General features: G+C 64.6%; 20 protein-coding genes. 6 read left to right on the top strand and 14 right to left on the bottom strand.

All coding sequences use genetic code 11. The features are described 5' to 3' along the window. Positions 1 to 32: 32 nt before the first annotated feature. Positions 33 to 356, top strand: a complete 324-nt coding sequence (locus tag B2X67_RS14300; protein WP_273233782.1) for a DUF3392 domain-containing protein — start codon at positions 33 to 35, stop codon at positions 354 to 356. A gap of 63 nt (positions 357 to 419) precedes the next feature. Here B2X67_RS14300 and B2X67_RS14305 read toward each other — a convergent pair whose 3' ends face one another. From B2X67_RS14305 to B2X67_RS14340, 8 genes are all read right to left on the bottom strand, one after another. Next, positions 420 to 1310: an ABC transporter permease subunit gene (locus tag B2X67_RS14305; protein ID WP_282339860.1), complete on the bottom strand. Its 891-nt coding sequence runs from the start codon at positions 1308 to 1310 to the stop codon at positions 420 to 422. After that, complete coding sequence (locus tag B2X67_RS14310; protein WP_282339926.1) at positions 1307 to 2188, bottom strand: ABC transporter permease subunit; 882 nt, start codon at positions 2186 to 2188, stop codon at positions 1307 to 1309. The genes B2X67_RS14305 and B2X67_RS14310 overlap by 4 nt, the downstream gene beginning before the upstream one ends. Before the next feature lie 221 nt (positions 2189 to 2409). After that, entirely contained in the window at positions 2410 to 3564 is a 1155-nt protein-coding gene (potA, locus tag B2X67_RS14315) for a polyamine ABC transporter ATP-binding protein (protein WP_282339859.1), read from the bottom strand. Between the two features lie 50 nt (positions 3565 to 3614). Next, on the bottom strand, positions 3615 to 4670 hold the full coding sequence (locus tag B2X67_RS14320) for a polyamine ABC transporter substrate-binding protein (RefSeq protein ID WP_286785918.1): 1056 nt from the start codon (positions 4668 to 4670) through the stop codon (positions 3615 to 3617). A gap of 231 nt (positions 4671 to 4901) precedes the next feature. After that, entirely contained in the window at positions 4902 to 5999 is a 1098-nt protein-coding gene (locus tag B2X67_RS14325) for a polyamine ABC transporter substrate-binding protein (protein WP_090224856.1), read from the bottom strand. A 146-nt stretch (positions 6000 to 6145) separates the two neighbouring features. Then, positions 6146 to 7513 (bottom strand): aspartate aminotransferase family protein, encoded by a 1368-nt coding sequence (locus B2X67_RS14330; protein WP_376747771.1) that lies wholly within the window; start codon positions 7511 to 7513, stop codon positions 6146 to 6148. Positions 7514 to 7565: 52 nt separating this feature from the next. Further along, positions 7566 to 8924 carry a glutamine synthetase family protein gene (locus tag B2X67_RS14335; RefSeq protein WP_090224852.1) on the bottom strand — a complete coding sequence of 453 codons (1359 nt, stop codon included), beginning with the start codon at positions 8922 to 8924 and terminating at the stop codon, positions 7566 to 7568. A gap of 101 nt (positions 8925 to 9025) precedes the next feature. Further along, a complete protein-coding gene (locus B2X67_RS14340; RefSeq protein ID WP_286785903.1) occupies positions 9026 to 9778 on the bottom strand; it encodes a gamma-glutamyl-gamma-aminobutyrate hydrolase family protein in 753 nt (250 codons plus the stop codon). A gap of 277 nt (positions 9779 to 10055) precedes the next feature. On the opposite strand from B2X67_RS14340, the gene B2X67_RS14345 reads away from it, so the two are divergent. From B2X67_RS14345 to aguA, 4 genes are all read left to right on the top strand, one after another. Beyond that, positions 10056 to 11432, top strand: a complete 1377-nt coding sequence (locus B2X67_RS14345) for a glutamine synthetase family protein (protein ID WP_090224849.1) — start codon at positions 10056 to 10058, stop codon at positions 11430 to 11432. 127 nt (positions 11433 to 11559) lie between these two features. Continuing rightward, positions 11560 to 12633 carry an extracellular solute-binding protein gene (locus B2X67_RS14350; protein ID WP_286785904.1) on the top strand — a complete coding sequence of 358 codons (1074 nt, stop codon included), beginning with the start codon at positions 11560 to 11562 and terminating at the stop codon, positions 12631 to 12633. Positions 12634 to 12701: 68 nt separating this feature from the next. Further along, positions 12702 to 13331, top strand: a complete 630-nt coding sequence (locus tag B2X67_RS14355) for a TetR/AcrR family transcriptional regulator (protein WP_286785905.1) — start codon at positions 12702 to 12704, stop codon at positions 13329 to 13331. A gap of 178 nt (positions 13332 to 13509) precedes the next feature. Then, positions 13510 to 14607, top strand: a complete 1098-nt coding sequence (gene aguA, locus B2X67_RS14360) for an agmatine deiminase (protein ID WP_286785906.1) — start codon at positions 13510 to 13512, stop codon at positions 14605 to 14607. 60 nt (positions 14608 to 14667) lie between these two features. Here the strand turns inward: aguA and B2X67_RS14365 are convergent, their stop codons facing one another. From B2X67_RS14365 to desA, 3 genes are all read right to left on the bottom strand, one after another. After that, on the bottom strand, positions 14668 to 15675 hold the full coding sequence (locus tag B2X67_RS14365; protein WP_286785907.1) for a cytochrome-c peroxidase: 1008 nt from the start codon (positions 15673 to 15675) through the stop codon (positions 14668 to 14670). A 150-nt stretch (positions 15676 to 15825) separates the two neighbouring features. Beyond that, entirely contained in the window at positions 15826 to 16806 is a 981-nt protein-coding gene (locus B2X67_RS14370) for a GGDEF domain-containing protein (protein WP_090224843.1), read from the bottom strand. A 120-nt stretch (positions 16807 to 16926) separates the two neighbouring features. Beyond that, positions 16927 to 18111, bottom strand: a complete 1185-nt coding sequence (gene desA / locus B2X67_RS14375; protein ID WP_090224841.1) for a delta-9 fatty acid desaturase DesA — start codon at positions 18109 to 18111, stop codon at positions 16927 to 16929. A 163-nt stretch (positions 18112 to 18274) separates the two neighbouring features. On the opposite strand from desA, the gene dibA reads away from it, so the two are divergent. Further along, on the top strand, positions 18275 to 20191 hold the full coding sequence (gene dibA, locus B2X67_RS14380; RefSeq protein WP_286785908.1) for a phosphodiesterase DibA: 1917 nt from the start codon (positions 18275 to 18277) through the stop codon (positions 20189 to 20191). 167 nt (positions 20192 to 20358) lie between these two features. Here dibA and B2X67_RS14385 read toward each other — a convergent pair whose 3' ends face one another. From B2X67_RS14385 to ssuC, 3 genes are read right to left on the bottom strand one after another with little or no spacing between them, the layout of a single operon-like run. Continuing rightward, positions 20359 to 20574, bottom strand: a complete 216-nt coding sequence (locus tag B2X67_RS14385; protein ID WP_090224838.1) for a TOBE domain-containing protein — start codon at positions 20572 to 20574, stop codon at positions 20359 to 20361. Positions 20575 to 20611: 37 nt separating this feature from the next. Continuing rightward, entirely contained in the window at positions 20612 to 21421 is an 810-nt protein-coding gene (gene ssuB, locus B2X67_RS14390; RefSeq protein ID WP_286785909.1) for an aliphatic sulfonates ABC transporter ATP-binding protein, read from the bottom strand. Further along, positions 21418 to 22212: an aliphatic sulfonate ABC transporter permease SsuC gene (gene ssuC / locus B2X67_RS14395; RefSeq protein WP_286785910.1), complete on the bottom strand. Its 795-nt coding sequence runs from the start codon at positions 22210 to 22212 to the stop codon at positions 21418 to 21420. The genes ssuB and ssuC overlap by 4 nt, the downstream gene beginning before the upstream one ends. Between the last annotated feature and the right edge of the window lie 51 nt (positions 22213 to 22263).

A 22263-nucleotide genomic window follows, 5' to 3' on the forward strand; every position in this document is an offset into this window, starting at 1 on the left:
GCGCCCCGTCCACCCCCACTCAAGGAGCATGCATGGACTTCGTACTCGACCTGATCGCCACCCTCTCGCGCTGGTGCCGCGGGCACCTTTCCGAGATCGCCATGGCGCTGATGGCGACGCTGCTGGTGCAGTTCGGCCCGTCGATCAACGCCTGGGTGCAACGCTCGGTCGGCAGCCTGAACTTCGTCCTGCGCACGCTGATCTTCGTGCTGGTCTGCGCCGTGGGCTATGGCCTGGCGATGGTCTTCTTCACGCCCTGGGTGGCCAAGGGCCTCGGCTACTTCAACAACTACACGCTGGCGCCGGTGTTGCTGCTGGTGTTCTTCCTGATCGGCGTGCTGGCCGACCGCAGCTGACACGGTGCCGTTCGCCGGATGAAAAAAGGGCCACTCGCGTGGCCCTTTTCCGTGGCGGTCGACTCAGCCCTGGCTGGGCGGCGACACAGGCGCCGCCTGCGGACGCCAGCTCTGCCCGCCGGTTTCCGCTTCCATCGCCTGCTGGATCGCGCGCTTGCGCTTCTCCTCGGCGCGTCGGGCGAAGAACCAGGCGAAAAAGGTGAAGATCGACACCACCAACAGGATCAGGCTGGCGACGGCGTTGATCTCCGGCTTCACGCCCAGGCGCACGGCGGAGAACACCTCCATCGGCAGGGTCGTGGAGCCGGGCCCGGACACGAAGCTGGCGAGCACCAGGTCATCGAGCGACAGCGCGAAGGACATCATGCCGCCCGCCGCCAGGGACGGCGCGATCATCGGAATGGTGATCAGCAGGAACACTTTCCACGGCCGCGCGCCGAGGTCCATCGCCGCTTCCTCAATGGACAGGTCCAGCTCGCGCAGCCGCGCCGACACCACGATCGCCACGTAGGACGCGCAGAACGTGGTATGGGCGATCCAGATGGTGACGATGCCGCGCTCCTGAGGCCAGCCAATCAGTTGCGCCATGGCCACGAAGAGCAGCAGCAACGACAGACCGGTGATCACTTCCGGCATCACCAACGGCGCGGTGACCAGGCCACCGAACAGCGTGCGCCCGCGGAACTGCGGGATGCGGGTGAGCACGAAGGCCGCCATGGTGCCCAGCACCACCGCCGCGATGGCGGTGTAGCAGGCGATCTCCAGAGAGCGCATTACCGCGCCCATCAGCTGGCTGTTGTCGAGCAGACCGGCGTACCACTTCACGGACCAGCCGCCCCATACGGTGACCAGCTTGGACGCGTTGAACGAGTAGATCACCAGGATCAGCATGGGCGCATAGATGAACAGTAGTCCGGCCCAGAGCATGAGCGTGGTCAGGCGGAAGTTCTTCATGCCTTGCCCTCCAGCTCTTTGGCCTGGTTCCTGTTGAAGAGGATGATCGGCACGATCAGCACCGCCAACATCACCACCGCCAGGGCGGACGCAACCGGCCAGTCGCGGTTGTTGAAGAACTCCTGCCAGAGCACCTTGCCGATCATCAGCGTCTCCGGCCCGCCGAGCAGTTCGGGGATGACGAACTCGCCGACCACCGGGATGAACACCAGCATGCTGCCGGCGATGATGCCGTTCTTCGACAGCGGCACGGTGATCTTCCAGAAGTTGTTCAGATTGCTCGAGCCCAGGTCGGACGCGGCTTCCAGCAGGCTGTGGTCGTGCTTCACCAGGTTTGCGAAGAGGGGCAGGATCATGAACGGCAGGTACGAATAGACCACGCCGATGTATACCGCCAGGTTGGTGTTGAGAATCCGCAGCGGTGTATCGATCAGGCCGATGTCGAGCAGGAAGCCATTGAGCAGGCCGTTGCTGCTGAGGATGCCCATCCAGGCGTAGACGCGGATCAGGATCGCGGTCCAGGTCGGCATCATGATCAGCAGCAGCAGCGTGGTCTGCGACTCCTTCTTCGCCCGCGCCATGGCGTAGGCCATCGGGTAGCCGATCAGCAGGCAGACGACGGTGCTGATCGCCGCCATCTTCAACGAGCCGAGGTACGCCGCCAGGTACAGCTCGTCCTCGGTGAGGAACAGGTAGTTGCCCAGGTTGAGGATAATTTCCAGCTTCTGCTCGGCGTAGCTGTAGATCTCGGTATACGGCGGGATCGCCACGTCGGCTTCGGCGAAGCTGATCTTCAGGACGATGAAGAACGGCAGCAGGAAGAACAGGAACAGCCACAGGAACGGCCCGCTGACCACCGCCGCGCGCCCCGGATTCAGGTGGCTGAAGCGGCTGAACAGCAGCGCCACGCCGACATACACCGCGGCCACGGTCGCCAGCACCACCAGCAGCGTGCAGATCTGGTTGATCGACAGCCCGAGCGCCTGCCAGAAGGTCCCGGCCGGACCGATCAGATTGAGCAGCGTCACCGCGCCGATGATCACCAGCGCCGCCGCGACGACCACGATCCCGCGGTCATTGAGTGGGTTCGTGAGTTTGCTCATGACTGCAGCACCACGCCGCTATCGTCCTCCCAGTAGACCACGACCGGATCGTCCCAGGTCGGCCGCTTGCCGCGACGCTCGGCGTTGGCGATGAAGGCCTGGACGATCTGCCCGGACGCCAGCTTGATGTAGTACACCGAGTGGCCGCCGAGGTAGGCGATGTCGTGCACGATACCGTTGGACCAGTTGTAGGTCGGGTGTTCGTGATCGGCCGGCAGCTGGCTGGCGATCAGCAGTTTTTCCGGACGCAGGGCGTAGGTCATCCTGGTTTCCTGGGCGCGGGTACTGATGCCGTGGCCGATGTAGATCGGGTTGTCCAGGGCGGGACAGTCGATCACCGCGTGGTCGGCGTCATCGGTGACGATCTCGCCGTCGAACAGGTTGACGTTGCCGATGAACTCGCAGACCAGCCGACTCGCCGGGGTCTCGTAGATGTCCACCGGGCTGCCGATCTGGGCGATCCAGCCGAGGTGCATGATGGCGATCCGCTGGGCCATGGTCATGGCCTCTTCCTGGTCGTGGGTCACCATTACGCAGGTCACGCCGACGCGCTCGATGATCTGCACCAGCTCGAGCTGCATCTGCGAGCGCAGCTTCTTGTCCAGCGCGCCCATCGGCTCGTCGAGCAGCAACAGCTTCGGCCGCTTGGCCAGCGAACGGGCCAGCGCCACGCGCTGGCGCTGGCCGCCGGAGAGCTGGTGCGGCTTGCGCTTGGCGTACTGGGTCATGTGCACCAGCTTGAGCATTTCCTCGACGCGCTCGTCGATCTGCTCCTTGGACAGCTTGTCCTGCTTGAGGCCGAAGGCGATGTTCTGCGCCACGGTCATGTGCGGGAACAGCGCGTATGACTGGAACATCATGTTGATCGGCCGCTCGTAGGGCGGCATGTCGGTGATGTCCACGCCGTCCAGCAGGATGCGCCCCTCGGTGGGCCGCTCGAAGCCGGCGAGCATGCGCAGCAGCGTCGACTTGCCCGAGCCCGAGCCGCCCAGCAGGGCGAATATCTCGCCGCGGTTGATGGTCAGCGAGACGTCGTCGACGGCGACGGTTTCATCGAATTTCTTGGTGATGCGGTCTATTTTCACCAGCACTTCTTTCGGCTGCTGGTCGCCCTCGAGGGCTTTCTTGTAGGCGCTGGAGGCAACGGCCATGGGCTAACTCCCGGGAAAAATAGAGCCCGGCCAGAAGGCCGGGCGGACACTCACTTGCCAGTCTTGATGGTGGTCCAGCTACGGGTCTGCATGCGCAGGACCTTGGGCGGAAGCTCGGCCTGCACGTAGAGCTTGTCGAGGACCTCCTGCGGCGGATAGATACCGGGGTTGTTCAGGACCTCCTGGTCCATCAGCGGGCCGGACGCCGGAGTCGGGTTGGCGTAGCCGACGTAGTCGCTGATCTTCGCCACCACCTCCGGCTGCATGATGTAGTTCATGAAGGCGTGCGCCTCCTTGACGTTCTTCGCGTCGGCCGGGATCGCCATCATGTCGAACCACAGGTTGGCGCCTTCCTTGGGGATGGCGTAGGCGATGTTGACGCCCTTGCCGGCCTCTTCGGCGCGCGACTTGGCCTGGAAGATGTCGCCGGAGAAGCCCACCGCGACGCAGATGTTGCCGTTGGCCAGGTCGCCGATGTACTTCGAGGAGTGGAAATAGGTCACGTAGGGGCGCACGGCGAGCAGCTTGGCCTCGGCCTTCTTGTATTCCTCGGCGCTCTGGCTGGCCGGGGACATGCCCATGTAGTTGAGCATCGCCGGCAGCACTTCATCCCCGGAATCGAGGAAGGACACGCCGCACTTGCTCAGCTTCTTCATGTTTTCCGGCTCGAACACGGTGGCCCAGGAGTCGATGTGGTCGACGCCGAGCGCTTCCTTGATCTTGTCGACGTTGTAGCCGATGCCGGTGGTGCCCCACATGTACGGCACCGCGTACTGGTTGCCGGGGTCGTTGACCTCGAGCTGCTTGAGCAGCTTGGGATCGAGATTCTTCCAGTTGGGCAGCTGCGACTTGTCGAGCCTCTGGAATGCCCCGGCCTTGATCTGCTTGCCGAGGAAGTGGTTGGACGGCACGACCACGTCGAACCCGGTGCGGCCGGCGAGCAGCCTGCCTTCGAGGGTTTCGTTGGAGTCGAAGACGTCATAGATCGGCTTGATGCCGGTGGCCTTCTCGAAGTCGGCGAGGGTGGTTTCGCCGATGTAGTCGGACCAGTTGTAGATGTGGACGGTGGATTCGGCCTGGGCGGTGGCGATCAACCCGAGGGTCATGGCGGCGCCGAGCAGCGTTTTGTGGAAATCGATTTTCACACGTATTTCCTCGTTCCTTGGTCAGTCGTCGGAGCCTCGCGGCCCGGTTCGCGGTCAGCCTTGCACGCATTCCGGTCTCCGCCTGGCGGACGCCGTGTGCGAGGGGTGGAACGCCGCAGCTGGCGCCGCGGCACGTCACGGCCGCCGGCGAACGCTCCGCTGTTGGCAGAACGCGCCGGAGACCATTGCTGCTTACTTGCCCGACTTGATGGCGGTCCAGCTGCGGGTCATCGCGCGCTGCACTTTCGCCGGCAGGTCCGGGAAGGCGTAGAGCTGCTTCATCACCTCAGGCGTCGGGTAGATGCCCGGGTCTGTGCGGATCGCCTCGTCCACCAGTTCGGTGGCGGCGGCGTTGCCGTTGGGGTAGGACACGTAGTTGCTGATCTCGGCGATCACGTCCGGCTTGAGCAGGAAGTTGATGAACTTCAGCGCGCCTTCCGGGTTTTCCGCGTCTTTCGGAATCGCCACGGTGTCGAAGAAGGCACCGGCGCCTTCTTTCGGGATGTTGTACAGCACCTTCACGCCGTTCTTGGCTTCTTCGGCGCGGGATTTGGCCTGGTAGATGTCGCCCGAGTAACCGATGGCCACGCAGATGTTGCCGTTGGCGAGGTCGCCGATGTACTTCGAGGAGTGGAAATAGGTGATCGACGGACGCACCTTGAGGAACAGCGCCTCGGCTTCCTTGAGCTCCTTGGGGTCCTGGCTGTCCGACTTGTAGCCCAGGTAGTGCAGGGCGGCCGGCAGGATTTCGGTCGGCGAATCGAGGAAGCTCACGCCGCAGCCCTTGAGCTTGGCGATGTTTTCCGGCTTGAACACCAGGTCCCAGGAATTGACCGGCGCGTTGTCGCCCAGCGCGGCCTTGACCTTGTCGGCGTTGTAGCCGATGCCGATGGTGCCCCACAGGTAGGGAATCGCGTACTGGTTGCCCGGGTCGCTGATTTCCAGGGTTTTCATCAGGTCGGGGTTGAGGTTCTTCCAGTTCGGCAGCTTGGACTTGTCCAGCGGCTGGTAGACGCCGGCCTTGATCTGCTTGGCCAGGAAGGAGTTGGACGGCACTACCACGTCGTAACCGGCCTTGCCGGCGAGCAGCTTGGCTTCGAGCACTTCGTTGCTGTCGTAGACGTCGTAGACGACCTTGATGCCGGTTTCCGCGGTGAACTTGGCGATGGTGTCTTCGGCGATGTAGTCGGACCAGTTGTACACGTGGAGGACTTTGTCGTCGGCCTGCGCCGCGCTGAACGCCATGCCCGCGAGGGACAAGGCGAGAAGGGTCTTGCCGATTTTTTTCATGCCTACAGCTCCTGTTGTCTGAAAAGTCCGAGCCTGGCTCCCGTCACCCCCAGGGTGAGCCCGACCAGCGCCTGCGCAGTCTGGCAAGGGACGGGGCGCGTTTACAACGTTCGCCGAGGCAAAAGTCATTCCCGCGCCCTCGCCCCTCAACCCAGCACGGCGTTGGCAGTGAGGTCGAGGCAGGTGCGCGCCTTGGTCACCAGTTCATCGATCTCCGCCTTGCTGATCACCAGCGGCGGCGAAATGATCATGGTGTCGCCGACGGCCCGCATGATCAGACCGTTGTTGAAGCAGTGTTCGCGGCATTGCATGCCGACGCCCAGGTCGCCGAAGCGCTCGCGGGTCGCCTTGTTCTTCACCAGCTCCAGCGCACCGACCATGCCAACGCCGCGGGCTTCGCCCACCAGCGGGTGATCAGCCAGCTCCTGCCAACGTTTTTGCAAGTATGGTGCCGTTTCCGCCTTGACCGTTTCGACGATGCGTTCCTCCTTGAGGATGCGCAGGTTTTCCAGCGCCACCGCCGCCGCCACCGGGTGCCCGGAGTAGGTGAAGCCGTGGTAGAACTCGCCGCCGTGGTTGAGCACTTCGACGATCTCGTCGCGCACGATCACGCCGCCCATGGGGATGTAGCCACTGGTCAGGCCCTTGGCGATCGGCATCAGGTCCGGCGCATTGCCATAGTACTGGCTGCCGAACCATTCGCCGGTGCGGCCGAAGCCACAGATGACCTCGTCGGCGACGAACAGGATGTCGTAGCGGGCGAGGATTTCGCGAATCTTCGGCCAGTAGGAATCCGGCGGCACGATGACCCCGCCGGCGCCCTGGATCGGCTCGGCGATGAAGGCCGCGACGTTGTCCACGCCGAGCTCGTGAATCTTCTGCTCCAGTTGCTCGGCGACCTTGATGCCGAATTCTTCGGCCGACAGGTCGCCGCCTTCCCCGTACCAGTACGGCTGGTCGATGTGGACGATGCCGGGAATCGGCAGATCGCCCTGACCGTGCAGGGCCTTCATTCCGCCCAGGCTGACGCCGGCGACGGTGGAGCCGTGGTAGCCGTTCCAGCGGCCGATCACCACCTTCTTCGACGGCTTGCCCTTGGTCGCCCAGTAGTGACGGACCATGCGCAGCACGGTGTCGTTGGCTTCCGAGCCGGAACCGGTGAAGAACACGTGGTTCATGCCTTCCGGGGCGATGTCGGCGATCGCCTTGGCCAGTTCGATCACCGGCGGGTGGGCGGTCTGGAAGAACAGGTTGTAGAACGGCAGCTCCTGCATCTGCTTGTAGGCCGCATCGGCCAGTTCCTTGCGCCCGTAACCGACGTTGACGCACCACAGGCCGGCCATGCCGTCGAGGATCTTGTTGCCCTCGCTGTCCCAGATGTAGACGCCGTCGGCGCGGGTGATGATCCGCGCGCCCTTGGCGTTGAGCTGCTTGTAATCGGTGAACGGCGGCAGATGGTGATCGCGGCTGAGCGCTTGCCACTGCTGGGTCTGCGCATTCTTGATCGGTTGCATGGACATTCCTCCTGATTGCGGTTGGCCGCCGCGCGGGGCGGCAGCCGGCGGGTCAGACCGAGAGCAGCAGGAACTCGCGTTCCCAGGAGCTGATCACCCGCTTGTAGTTTTCATGCTCGGCGCGCTTCACCGCCACGTAGCCGGTGATGAACTTGGCGCCGAGATATTTCTCCAGGGCCTTGCAGCCTTCCATGTGCTCGAGGGCGTCCTCGATGGTCAGCGGCAGGCGCAGGTTGCGGCGCTCATAGCCGCGGCCCTTGACCGGCGCGCTCGGCCGGATGCCCTCGACCATGCCGATGTAGCCGCACAGCAGGCTGGCGGCGATGGCCAGGTACGGGTTGGCGTCGGCGCCGGCCAGGCGGTTTTCCACGCGGCGGTTCTGCGGGTTGGACTCCGGCACGCGCAGGCCGACGGTGCGGTTCTCCTCGCCCCACTCGACGTTCACCGGTGCCGAGGTATCCGGCAGGAAGCGGCGGAAAGAGTTCACGTTGGGGGCGAACAGCGGCAGCAGCTCGGGGATGAATTTCTGCAGGCCGCCGATGTGGTGCAGGAACAGCTCGCTCATCGAACCGTCTTCGTTGGAGAAGATGTTCTTGCCGGTCTTGATGTCGACAATGCTCTGGTGCAGGTGCATCGCGCTGCCCGGCTCGTCGGTGATCGGCTTGGCCATGAAGGTGGCGGCCACGTTGTGCTTGAGCGCCGCCTCGCGCATGGTCCGCTTGAACACCAGGATCTGGTCGGCCAGGTGCAGCGCGTCGCCGTGACGGAAGTTGATCTCCATCTGCGCCGGGCCTTCCTCGTGGATCAGCGTGTCCAGGTCCAGGCCCTGCAGCTCGCACCAGTCGTACATGTCCTCGAACAGCGGATCGAACTCGTTGGCCGCATCGATGGAGAACGACTGCCGCCCGGTTTCCGGACGCCCCGAGCGGCCCAGCGGCACCTGCAGCGGCAGGTCGGGATCTTCGCAACGCTTGGTCAGGTAGAACTCCATCTCCGGCGCCACGATCGGCTGCCAGCCCTTGTCGGTGTAGAGCTTGAGAATCTTCTTGAGGATGTTGCGCGGCGACAGTTCGATGGGGTTGCCCATCTTGTCGAAGGTGTCGTGGATGACCATCGCGGTGGGCTCGATGGCCCAGGGCACCAGGTACACCGCGTTCTCGTCCGGGCGGCAGAACATGTCGATGTCCGCCGGGTCGAGCAGGTTGTAATAGATGTCGTCCTCGACGTAGTCGCCGGTGACCGTCTGCAACAGCACGCTCTCCGGAAGGCGCATGCCCTTCTCGTCGAGGAACTTGTTGGTCGGCGAGATCTTGCCCCGGGCGATCCCGGTCAGGTCGCCGATAAGGCATTCAACTTCGGTGATTTTGCGTTCTTTCAGCCAGCTGGTCAGCTGGTCGAGCTTGGTAGTCATAAAGACCTCAGGGTTGTTTGCGTCGCGGCAAGCGCTGCAGCTCCCAGCGTAGCGCCGACCGGGGTGGTCAGCGCAACGGAAAAAGCACAGAAAGTCGTCGCTCAGCGTTGCCCCGCCCTCTCCCTGCAAGCCTCACCAAAGGCCTGGAAGATGGCGAGATAATCCGGATTTGAAAGCACCTGCCACTCCGGGTGCCATTGCACGCCGAGGGCGAAACTCGGTGCATCGATGGCGGAGAAGGCTTCGATCAGCCCGTCGGGGGCCGTGGCCTCTATGCGCAGGCCGGGCGCCAGGCGATCGATGCCCTGGCCGTGGATGGAGTTGACCTGAATCTGCGCCGCCAGGCCGAGCCCGGCGAGCACGCCACCAGGCTGCACATGCAGCGCATGACTGGGCGCGTACTGCACCTCGACCGGCTCGTTCTCCGGCTCGCGGTGATCCTGGAACGGGCCGGCCTCATGGACCTTCTGGTGCAGGCTGCCGCCGAGCGCGACGTTCATCTCCTGGAAGCCGCGGCAGATGCCGAGGATCGGCACGCCGGCCGCCAGTGCCGCGCGGATCAGCGGCAGCGTGGTGCGGTCGCGCAGGCTGTCGTGGGGCGTACCGGGCGCGCTGGCGGGGCCACCGTAATAATGAGGTTCGACGTTGGAAGGCGAGCCGGTGAACAACAGACCGTCTAGATTTTCCAACAGGGTCGGCTGGTCGATCAGCTCGGCCAGCGAAGGGATGATCAGGGGCAAACCCTGGGCACCGACGGCCACCGCGCGGACATATTTGTCGCCGGCGATATGATAGGGATGGAGGCCGATCTGCTTGGTGCACGCGGTGACGCCGATCAACGGCAGGCGAGGCATGGGACACCCGATTGTTTGCTGTCTGGGGTTCTCCCGGAGAGTAGCGTTGTTCATTTTTTTACACAACACTTCTGTAAAAAATATAACACACCCGTGTCGGGCGGCGCTGTAAACCGGGTTTTCAGGCCCATCGCAATGCCCTGAAACGCCCCAAAGATGGCCGCAAGGCTCCTTTTTAGGGCAATATGGGGCACTATTGACATCACAGGGGGATTCGGATTGACTCCCTTCACATCAGTCGCATGATTGATATTTTTAACAATATAGGTGTTGCATCATGTCGGTACCCCCGCGTGCCGTTCAGCTCAACGAAGCGAACGCATTCCTTAAGGAACATCCTGAGGTCCTGTTCGTCGACCTCCTGATCGCAGATATGAATGGCGTGGTGCGCGGCAAGCGCATCGAACGAACCAGCCTCCACAAGGTTTACGAAAAGGGCATCAACCTCCCCGCCTCGCTCTTCGCCCTCGATATCAACGGCTCCACCGTAGAAAGCACCGGCCTCGGCCTGGACATCGGCGACGCCGATCGCATCTGCTTTCCGATCCCCAATACCCTGAGCAACGAGCCCTGGCAGAAGCGCCCCACCGCGCAGCTGCTGATGACCATGCACGAGCTCGACGGCAAGCCGTTCTTCGCCGACCCGCGCGAGGTGCTGCGCCAGGTGGTGGAGAAGTTCGACGCGATGGGCCTGACCATTTGCGCGGCGTTCGAGCTGGAGTTCTACCTCATCGACCAGGAGAACGTGAACGGCCGTCCGCAGCCGCCGCGCTCGCCGATCTCAGGCAAACGCCCGCACTCGACCCAGGTCTACCTGATCGACGACCTGGACGAATACGTCGACTGCCTCCAGGACATCCTCGAAGGCGCCAAGGAGCAGGGCATCCCGGCCGACGCCATCGTCAAGGAAAGTGCCCCGGCGCAGTTCGAAGTCAACCTCCACCACGTCGCCGATCCGATCAAGGCCTGCGACTACGCGGTGCTGCTCAAGCGGCTGATCAAGAACATCGCCTACGACCATGAGATGGACACCACCTTCATGGCCAAGCCCTACCCGGGCCAGGCAGGCAACGGCCTGCACGTGCACATCTCGATCCTCGACAAAGACGGCAAGAACATCTTCGCCAGCGATGATCCCCAGCAGAACGCCGCTTTGCGTCACGCGATCGGCGGTGTGCTGGAGACCATGGGCGCCTCGATGGCCTTCCTCTGCCCGAACGTGAACTCCTACCGCCGCTTCGGCGCGCAGTTCTACGTGCCGAATTCGCCATGCTGGGGGCTCGACAACCGTACCGTGGCGTTGCGCGTGCCGACCGGTAGCCCGGAAGCGGTGCGTATCGAGCAACGCGTCGCCGGCGCGGATGCCAACCCGTACCTGCTGATGGCGGCGCTGCTGGCCGGCGTGCACCACGGGCTGACCAACGAGATCGAGCCGGGCGAGCCGATCGAGGGCAACTCCTACGAGCAGAACGAGCAGAGCCTGCCGAACAACCTGCGCGATGCATTGCGCGAGCTGGACGACAGCGAGGTGATGGCGAAGTACATCAGCCCCGACTACATCGACATCTTCGTCGCCTGCAAGGAAAGCGAGCTGGAAGAGTTCGAGCACTCGATCTCCGACCTCGAATACAACTGGTACCTGCATACCGTCTAGGGGCCCGACGCCGGCCTCGCCGGCGTTCCTCCCGGCACCGCCAACGTCGAAGACCGCCTGGCCACGCGCCGCAACGGACGGTTCTCGGCGGCGCTTTGCCGCGCATCGTCAACCAGGGAGGGTTTCAATGCTTCGCCGTATCTCGCTGCTGTTCGCCCTGACGCCGTTGCTGGCGTTCGCCACCGAGTCCACGCCGTCCGGCCCCAGCATCACCGTCTACAACTGGAACGACTACATCGCGCCGCAGGTACTGGAAAACTTCGAGCGCGACAGCGGCATCCACGTCGACTACCACACCTACGCCACCGCCGAGGAACTGCTGCAGCGTCTGCATGCCGGCGACGCCATCGACGTCGCCGTGCCGTCCCACGACGCGTTGCCGAAGCTGATCCGCGAGAAGCGTCTGCAGCCGCTGGATTTCGCCCGGTTGCCGAACCGCAGGCACCTGGACAAGCCGCTGCTGAACAAACTCGCCGCGTTCGATCCGCAGAACCGTTACGCGGTGCCCTATCTGTGGGGTTCGGTCGGCCTGGCGATCAACCAGCCGAAAGCCGAGGCCGCCTACGGAGGCCCGCTGCCGAACAGCTGGAGCCTGCTCTTCGACCCGGTGCAGAGCGCGCGCCTGGCGGGCTGCGGAATGAGCGTGATCGATGCGCCGGACGAGGTGCTCTCGATACTCCTCAACTACACCGGTTACAGCCTCGCGCGCAGTTCGACAACTCGCCTGCGCGCCGCCGGCGAAACCCTCAACGCGCTGAGACCGCGGCTGAAGTACGTCGACAGCGAGCGCTACATCGACGGCCTGGCGAACGGCCGGCTCTGCGTATCGCTGGCCTGGGTTGGCGACGCCCTTGCCGCCGCCAAGGCCGGGCAGCCGGTGCGCTTCGTGATTCCCGAGGAAGGCTCGGCGCTGTTCATCGATAACCTGGTGATCCCGGCCAACGCACCGCACGCCGACCTGGCCCATCGCTTCATCGACTACCTGATGCAGCCGCAGGTGGCCGCGCTGATCAGCGCGGAAACCCTTTACCCGAGCCCGAACGCCGATGCGCAGGGCTTCGTCGATCCGGCCCTGCGCGACCTGCCGGGGCTCTACCCGGACCGCGACACCAAGCGCCGGCTGTTCGCCCTGGACCCGTTGCCGGACGGCCACGCCAGCGTGCGCGACGACGTCTGGTCGCGCTTTCGCAACGGCGAGTGAGGCGGCGGGCGTAGCGACAGACTTTTCGCTATGCTCGCCGCTCGATAGCGCCCGCACAGGACCGCCGCATGCCGCGCACCGCCACACCCCGCAAACCCCGCGCCAGCAGCCAGGCGAGGATCGACGCTATCCTCGTCGCCGCGCGCGTCTTGCTGGCCGAACAGGGTGTCGGCGGGCTCTCGGTGTACAGCGTGGCCGAGCGCGCACAGATCCCGCCGTCCTCGGTCTACCACTTCTTCGCCGGCGTTCCCGCCCTGCTCCAGGCGCTCACCGCCGAGGTCCACGCCGCCTTCCAGGCCTGTCTCGCCGAGCCCATCGCCAGCGAAGACCTGCGCACCTGGCGCGATCTTTCGCGGATCGTCGAGGCGCGCATGCTGGCGATCTACGCCGAAGACGCCGCCGCACGGCAGCTGATCCTCACCCAACACGGCCTCGCCGAGCTGGTCCAGGCGGACCGCCAGCACGATCTCGAACTGGGCCGACTGATGCAGGCGCTGTTCGACCGGCATTTCGTCCTGCCGGCGCTGCCCACGGAGATCGAGGTGTTCGCCCTGGCCATGGAACTGGGCGACCGGGTCTATGCCCGCTCTATGCAGCAACACGGCAGCATCACCCCGCGCCTGGCAGAAGAGGGCCGGCGCGTGTTCGATGCCTACCTGGGGCTGTACCTTCCAGAATTCCTGCCTCGCCGCGCCTAATACGATTTTTATCGAATTATTGCGCGAATAACGGCGCTAATTACGCTTCAAAAACCCTATTAATATCGATCCTTATCGACTATAAGTCTGTCATCCGAATCGCTTGGGAACCGTCCCAAACGCCACGGTCCAACTCCATTCCGGCGCAGGCCGCCCAGCAGAATTCTCGGAGAGCACAATGCCGACACTCGACACTACCCCGCGCGCCGACGGCTTTCACATGCCGGCCGAATGGGCGCCGCACAGTCAGACCTGGATGATCTGGCCGCAGCGCCCGGACAACTGGCGCCTCGGCGGCAAACCCGCACAGGCGGCCTTCACCGCGGTGGCCAAGGCCATCGCGCAGTTCGAGCCGGTGACTGTCGGGGTGACCGCGGAACAGTACGAGAATGCCCGCGCGCAGCTGGATGCCGACAACATCCGCGTGGTCGAGATCAGCAGCGACGACGCCTGGGTGCGCGACAGCGGCCCGACCTTCGTCATCGACGGCAAGGGTGGCGTGCGCGGGGTGGACTGGGACTTCAACGCCTGGGGCGGCCTCGACGGCGGCCTCTACTTCCCCTGGAACCGTGACCGCCAGGTAGCGGGAAAGGTGCTCGAAATCGAGCGCTGCGACCGCTACCACACCGAAGGCTTCGTGCTCGAGGGCGGATCGATCCACGTGGACGGCGAAGGCACCCTGATCACCACCGAGGAGTGCCTGCTCAACCGTAACCGCAACCCGCATCTGTCGCGTCAGCAGATCGAGCAGGTGCTCGCCGAGCAGTTGGCCATCGACACCGTGATCTGGTTGCCGGACGGCCTGTACAACGACGAGACCGACGGCCACGTCGACAACTTCTGCTGCTACGTGCGCCCCGGCGAAGTGCTGCTGGCGTGGACCGACGACGAGCAAAACCCCAACTACCCGCGCTGCCAGGCGGCGATGCGGGTGCTGGAAAACGCACGCGACGCCAAGGGCCGTCCGTTGCAGGTGCACAAGATGCCGATTCCGGGTCCGCTGTACGCCAGCGACGAAGAGTGCGCGGGCGTCGACAAGGCGCTCGGCTCGCAACCGCGCGATCCGTCGATCCGCCTGGCGGCCTCCTACGTGAACTTCCTGATCGTCAACGGCGGAATCGTCGCGCCGCGCTTCGACGACCCGCTGGACAACGAAGCCGAGGCGATCCTCACGCGGCTTTTCCCGCAGCACCGCGTGGTGATGGTGCCGGGCCGCGAGATTCTCCTGGGTGGCGGCAACATCCACTGCATCACCCAGCAGCAACCGGCGCCCTGAGCGTTCGATGACCGATAAAAAAGCCCCGCCGATTGGCGGGGCTTTTTGTTACGCGGCCGGTCAGTTGGCCACAGGGAACGGCTGCGGGCGCGGCGTTTGTGCCGTGGACGGCGGCAGGATCGGCAGGGCGAAGCTCGGCTGATCGCCGGTAAGGGTCTTGAGGAAGGCGACGATCTGGCCGACTTCATCGGTGCTCAGTTTGCGACCCAGCTGCAGGCGCGCCATCACATCCACCGCCTCTTCCAGCGTCCAGTAGGCGCCGTCATGGAAGTAGGGGTAGGTCAGCTCGACGTTACGCAGCGTCGGCACCTTGAACATCATGCGATCGGCATCCTTGCCGGTCAGCCCGGCGACACCCTCGGCCTTGTTCTTGGTGGCATAGGCTTCGACCATGCCCATCTTCTGGAACGAGCCGCCGCCCACCGCTGCGCCGTTGTGGCAGGCCACGCAACCGGCGCTCTTGAACAGCTGGTAACCCTCCTGGGCCGTGCTGCTGATGGCGGTCGCATCGCCGAGCAGCCAGCGATCGAACGGCGAGTGCGGCGTGACCAGGGTTTCCTCGAAGGCCGCGATGGCGTCGGTGACGTCGTCGATCTTCACGCCATCGTCGCCATACACCGCCTTGAACGCCCCGCGGTACTGCGGGATCGAGCGCAGCACGTCGAGCGCCAGTTCATGCGAGAAGGCCATCTCGCCAGGGTTGGCGATCGGGCCGCCGGCCTGTTCCTTGAGCGTCTTCGCCCGACCGTCCCAGAACTGCGCGATGTTCATGCTGGAGTTGAGCACGGTGGGCGAGTTGATCGGCCCCTGGTGCCAGTTGTGGCCGATGGACGTCGGCAGGTTGTCGCTGCCGCCCATGCTGAGGTTGTGGCAGGAGTTGCAGGAAATGAAGCCGGACTTGGACAGCCGCGGATCGAAGAACAGCTGCTTGCCGAGTTCGACCTTGCTCGCGTTGGCCACCTTGGCGGGCTGGATCGGCTGGATGGGTTCGTTGCCGGGGGTCGGGCTGATCGCCCAGGCAGCCGTGCCCAGGCTCATCGCTATGGCTAACATCAACGGTTTGTACATGGCCTTTCTCCTCAGGCTCGTCATTTGAAATGACGATGGCCCGCGGGAGGCGTTCAAGGCTTGACGCTGGTCAAGCGCCGCGGAACGGCGAAAAACAATTCATCACAAGATGTGTTCAACGCGAACGATATCGCGACAATCGGTCACAGGTCAGGCCAGGACGATCTGATTCTTGCCCTGTCGCTTGGCCTGATACATCGCCGCGTCCGCGCGGGCGAACAGGTCGCCGAGGGCCGCATCCTCGATGCGCAGGCTGACCAGTCCCTGGCTGACGGTGACGCCGAACGGCTCGCCCTCGGCGCTGCTGAAGATCAGCCGCTGCACCTCGCGCTGCAGGCGCTCGGCGATCTGCTGCGCCAGCGCCGGGTCGCAGCCGGGGAACACCGCGGCGAACTCCTCGCCGCCGATGCGCCCGAACAGGTCGCCGCGGCGCAGCGCCGTGGCACCGCACTGGGCGATGCGCTGCAGCACCTGATCGCCCATCTGGTGGCCGTGGGTGTCGTTGATCTTCTTGAAGTCATCGATGTCCAGCAGCAGGAACGCCAGCGGTGCGCCGAAGCGGTTGGCGTGCTCGAACTCGCGCTGGGCGCAGTCGAAGAAATGCCGGCGGTTGCTGCTCTTGGTGAGCACGTCGGTGGTCGCCAGGCGTTGCAGTTCGCCTTCGAGCTGCTTCTTCTCGGTGATGTCCTCGGCCATGCCGACGATGGTCAGCGATTCGCCGCTGCCGATCTGCCGGTTGATGAAGCACTTGTCGCTGAGCCAGCGAATCTGACCATCGGCGCGGATGATGCGGTACTCGCGAAATTCCGCGGCGCCTTTCTCGACCGCTTCGGCGAGACTCTGCTCGGCGTACTCCAGGTCGTCAGGGTAGATGCTGTTGCGCCATTCGCCGTAGTCGGCGAGCAACAGCGCGGCGGAACGGCCGAAGATCCGTTCGTAGGCGGGGCTCACGTAGATCATCCGTTGGGTCTGCCAGTCGAATGCCCAAAGCACGGCGTTGACGCTGCCCAGCAGGGCGCTGAACAGGCGTTCGCGCTCGCTCAGGCGCGCGACTTCGCCCTGCGCGTGCATCAGCGCGAGCAGTGTCTCCGCTGGAACCGGCAGTTCCGAAAGTGTGGTCTTGCTATCCATTTCCCTGACCTCGCACAGGCACGACAAAAACCCACCAGGCAAGTGGGCCATGACTGAGAGAGGCGATCGGGGGCTTAGTTCCAGCCGCGCGTGCGTTCCGGACGCGCGGCGTGGACTGGTTCACACGCTGGCAGGACGCAGCGAATAGGTCTTCAACTGTTCGGCGAACTCGCGCAGGGAGTGGATGCCGCTGGCCTCCGCCTCGTGGACCCATTCCTTGATCGCCGCGAGCATGTCGTGGCCGTTGCTGCTGGTACGCGCCCAGATCTGCTGCAGCGCCAGGCGCTTCTCGTAGATCACCTTGAGTGCCTGGCTGTGCGCCAGCAGGTTCTCGATGCGCGCATGATGGGTTTCCTGCAGCAGGCTCGGCTCGCGCGACAGCAGGCGCTTGCTGCGCCGGAACAGGTGACGCATCGAGGCATCGGCCTTGCCCAGTTCCTGCTTCACCAGCGGCGCGATCACCAGCTTGCGGTACTGCGCCATGATCTGGAAACGGTTGTTGAGGATCGCCATGGCGGTGTCCATGTCCAGACTGCCCTTGCCTTCGACGCGGTGGGCGATGGGCGCGACGCGTTGCACCTTGGCCAGACCAAGCAGGCTGAACAGCCGTATCCAAGCCCAGCCGAGGTCGAACTCCCAGCGTTTCACCGACAGCTTGGCCGAGTTCGGGTAGGTGTGATGATTGTTGTGCAGCTCTTCACCGCCGATGAGGATGCCCCAGGGCACCAGGTTGGTCGCGGCGTCGCGGCACTCGAAATTGCGATAGCCGACCGCATGCCCGAGGCCATTGATGACACCGGCCGCCCAGATCGGAATCCAGGCCATCTGCACCGCCCAGACGGTCATGCCGAGCACGCCGAACAGCGCCAGGTCGATGATCGCCATCAGCGCGATGCCGCCGGCCGGGAAGCGCGAATAGAGGTTGCGCTCGATCCAGTCGTCCGGGCAGTTCTTGCCGTAGATGCGCAGCGTGTCGGCGTTCTTCGCCTCCTCGGCGTAGAGCTCCGCGCCCGTGCGCAGCACCGTGCCCAGGCCTTTGTGCACCGGACTGTGCGGATCGTCCACGGTCTCGCACTTGGCGTGGTGCTTGCGGTGGATGGCGGTCCACTCGCGGGTGTTCATCGCCGTGGTCAGCCACAGCCAGAAGCGGAAGAAATGCTTCAGCGCCGGGTGCAGCTCCAGCGAGCGGTGCGCCGAATAGCGGTGCAGATAGACCGTCACGCCGACGATGGTGACGTGAGTGAGCAGCAGGGTGACAGCGACCAGCTGCCAACCGGATAGATCGAGAAAACCGTTATACCACATAGACTTAGTTGCCCTTTGGAGCGATAGGGTGGACCTGGATCGAAGCAATCCGATTATCTTCGACGCGGGTCATGAAACCAGCGGGTCTTTCGATCAATAATGCAAACCCGCATCTCACATATAATGAACGCTAACTCACACAGGGCAAGGAACCAGCGGTTACATGAAATTGCATCGTAGCGCGCTGCGCCTTGCTTTCATCTATTGGATAGGCGCCAGCCTGTGGGTGGTGTTCAGCGACCAACTGCTGTTCAAGCTGTTCGGGACCACCGAACGGATGCTCCTTTGGCAGAGCGCCAAGGGCCTCGCCTTCGTGCTGGTGACCAGCGCCCTGCTGTACGCCCTGCTCAACCTCTACTTCTCGCGGATGAGCCTGCAGCACACCGCCCGGCGTGCCAACGAAGCGAGCCTGCGGCAGGCGGCAGCGGTTTTCGACAGCACCCTGGAAGGCGTCCTGGTTACCGATACCGAGCAGAGGATCGTGCACGTCAACCGCGCGTTCCAGCGCATCACCGGCTACGAGGAGAAGGAGGTGATGGGCAAGGTGCCGTCGATGTTCCAGTCCGGCCGCCACGACGACGCCTTCTACCAGGTGATGTGGAAAAGCCTCAACCAGCGCGGCGAGTGGAGCGGGGAAATCTGGAACCGTCGCAAGAGCGGTGAAATCTTCCCGATCTGGCAGAACCTGCGCGCGATTCACGACGAAAACGGCGAGCTCAGCCACTACGTCGCAGTGTTCTCCGACATCACCGCGATCAAGCGCTCGCAGAACGAACTCGATCACCTGGCCCACCACGACCCGCTGACCAGCTTGCCGAACCGCCTGCTGTTCATCGAGCGCGTCGAAAGCGCGCTCAAGCGCATCTTCGCCGACAAGCGCGGCGGCGCCGTGATGGTGGTCGACCTCGACCACTTCAAGCACATCAACGAGAGCCTCGGCCACAACATCGGCGACCAGTTGCTCAAGGGCGTGGCCGAACGCCTGCGCGGCCTCCTCGAAGACGGCATGACCCTGGCGCGCATGGGCGGCGACGAGTTCGCCCTGATCTACGAGGACTGCCCGCATGTCGAGCAGGCCGCGGCCCTCGCCACGCGCATCCTCGAAGAGATCAAGGCGCCCTTTAGTCTCGGTGGCCACGAGCTGTTCACCGGCGCCAGCATCGGCATCAGCCTCTATCCCGGCGACGCGCGCACGGTGCAGCAACTGCTGCGCAACGCGGATTCGGCGCTGTTCAAGGCCAAGAGCAGCGGTCGCGAAGGCTATGCCTTCTACACCCAGGAGCTGACCGCCTACGCGCACCAGCGCGTGGAGCTGGCGGCATCGCTGCGCCACGCCCTCGAAGGCGGCCAGTTGCGCGTCTACTACCAGCCGGTGCTGCGCCTTTTGGATGGGCACGTCGTCGGTGTCGAGGCGCTGGTGCGCTGGCAGCATCCGGAGCGCGGGCTGATCTCGCCGGGCGAGTTCATCCCGATCGCCGAGGAAAGCGGGCTGATCGGAACCATCGACGCCTGGGTGCTCGAGGAGTCGTGCCGGCAGATGCGCCGCTGGGTGGAGCAGGGCCGCGAACTGGAGTTCGTCGCGGTGAACATTTCCAGCCGCGTGTTCAACCGCGGCGACCTGCCCGATCGCATCGCCGAGACGCTGGAGAAGACCGGGCTGGAGCCGGCGCGCCTGGAGCTGGAAGTTACCGAGAGTGCGATCATGCACGACCCCGACGGCGCCCTCGACCAGCTGGTGCGCCTGCGCGTGCTCGGCGTGCGCCTGTCCATCGACGACTTCGGCACCGGCTATTCGTCGCTGCTGCGGCTGAAGCGACTGCCGGTGCACAAGCTGAAGATCGACCAGGGCTTCGTCGCCGGCCTGCCCGACGAAAGCGAGGACATGGCCATCACCCGCGCGGTGATCGCGCTGGCCGGTAGCCTGGGACTGAAGGTGCTCGCCGAGGGCATCGAGACCCCGGAACAGGCCGCGTTCCTCCTCGAACACCGCTGCGATCTCGGCCAGGGCTACTGGTTCGGCCGCCCGGTGCCGGCGGAAAAGCTCGACTGGCGCGATCGCCCGCCTGCCGGCGAAGCATGAAAAAGGCGAGCCCGGGCTCGCCTTGATCGTTACCGCCGGAGGAACCGGCTCGGTCCCGCGAGCCATGCCCGGACGGTTATCCGCAAAGACAGACTCCCGCGCCGAAGCACCTTGGCCGCAAGCGGCTGTCCGGACTGTTTCAATGCCCGGGACCGAGCCGCCGTCGATCAGAGCTTGGCGATCGATACCTCGGTGGATTTGACGAAGGCGATCACTTCGCTGCCCACACCCAGTTCCAGCTCCTTCACGGAGCGCGTGGTGATCACCGAGGTGACAACGCCGGCGGCGGTCTGCACGTCGATTTCCGAGAGCACGTCGCCCTCAATGATTTCCTTGATGGTGCCCTTGAATTGGTTGCGGACGTTGATGGCTTTGATGGTCATGGCGTTTCTCCTGGTTCGGTACGGATGGATTCGTGGGTCAAAGCGCCCAGCGCAGTTGCGTCGGGAGCGGTGAAACGGGGTCCGGCTCGTTGTCGCCGGGCGGCAGCGCCAGCACGCGGTCGAGCACCTGGGCTTCGAGTGCCGCCAGGCGCGCCGAGCCGCGGTGACGCGGACGGGCCAGTTCGACCGGCAGGTCGAGGCCGACGCGGCCGTCCTCGATCAGGATCACCCGGTCCGCGATGGCCACGGCCTCGCTGACGTCGTGGGTGACCAGCAGCACGGTGAAGCCATGCTGCTGCCAGAGGCGTTCGATCAGTTGCTGCATCTCGATACGGGTCAGCGCATCCAGCGCACCGAGCGGCTCGTCGAGCAGCAGCAGGCGCGGCTGGTGGATCAGCGCGCGGGCCAGCGCCACGCGCTGCTTCTGCCCACCGGACAGCGCCGCCGGCCACTCGCCGGCGCGATCCGCCAGGCCGACCGCTTCCAGCGCATCGAGGGCCTTCTGCCGCCAGTCACCGGAAAGCCCGAGGCCGACGTTGTCGATCACCCGTTTCCACGGCAGCAGGCGCGCGTCCTGGAACATCAGCCGGGTTTCCTCGCGGGCACTGCCGAGGTCCGCCGAGCCGGCCAGCAGTTGCCCGGAACTGGGTGAATCGAGCCCGGCGAGCAGACGCAGCAGCGTGCTCTTGCCGCAACCACTGCGGCCGACCACGGCGACGAACTGGCCGGCGGGAATGGTCAGCTCGATGTCCTTGAGCACTTCGCGCTTGCCGAAGGTCTTGTGCAGGCCGCGCAGCGCCAGCGGGATGCCGCGCTTGAGGTTCTGCGGGGCTTGTTGGGCGGTCATGCGGCACCTCGTTTGGGCTGGTACGCCGGGTGCCAGCGCAGCCAGAGGCGCTCCAGGCCACGGGCGGCGACGTCGGCCAGCTTGCCGAGCACCGCGTAGAGCAGGATCGCCAGGACCACCACGTCGGTCTGCAGGAACTCGCGGGCGTTCATCGCCAGGTAGCCGATGCCGCTGCTGGCGGAAATGGTTTCGGCGACGATCAGCGTCAGCCACATGAAGCCGAGGGCGAAACGCACGCCGACCAGGATCGACGGCAGCGCGCCGGGCAGGATCACCTGGCGGAACAGGGCGAAGCCGGACAGGCCGTAGCTGCGCGCCATCTCCACCAGCGCCGGATCGACGTTGCGAATGCCGTGGTAGGTGTTCAGGTAGATCGGGAACAGCGTGCCGAGGGCGACCAGGAAGATCTTCGCGCTCTCGTCGATACCGAACCAGAGGATCACCAGAGGGATCAGCGCCAGGTGCGGGACGTTGCGGATCATCTGCACGCTGCTGTCGAGGAAGCGCTCACCCCAGCTCGACAGCCCGGTAATGAAGCCCAGCAGCAGGCCGATGCCGCCGCCGATGGCGAAGCCGATGCTGGCGCGCTGGCCGCTGATCGCCAGGTGCTGCCAGAGCTCGCCGCTACGCACCAGTTGCCAGCCGGCAGCGAGTACGGCGCTGGGCGCCGGCAGGATGCGGCTGGACAGCCAACCGGCCTGCACGGCGATCTGCCAGGCCGCCAGCAGCGCGATGGGCAAGGCCCAGGGCGCGGCGCGCAGGGCCAGTTTGTGAAGGGTCGTGTTGCTCATGGTTGCCTCGAAACGTTGTGTACCGTCTGTATTCCCCGGATTTCATCCAGG

It is taken from the genome of Pseudomonas sp. UBA3153 (assembly GCF_002364635.1).
GTDB classification, from domain to species: Bacteria; Pseudomonadota; Gammaproteobacteria; order Pseudomonadales; family Pseudomonadaceae; genus Pseudomonas_O; species Pseudomonas_O kuykendallii.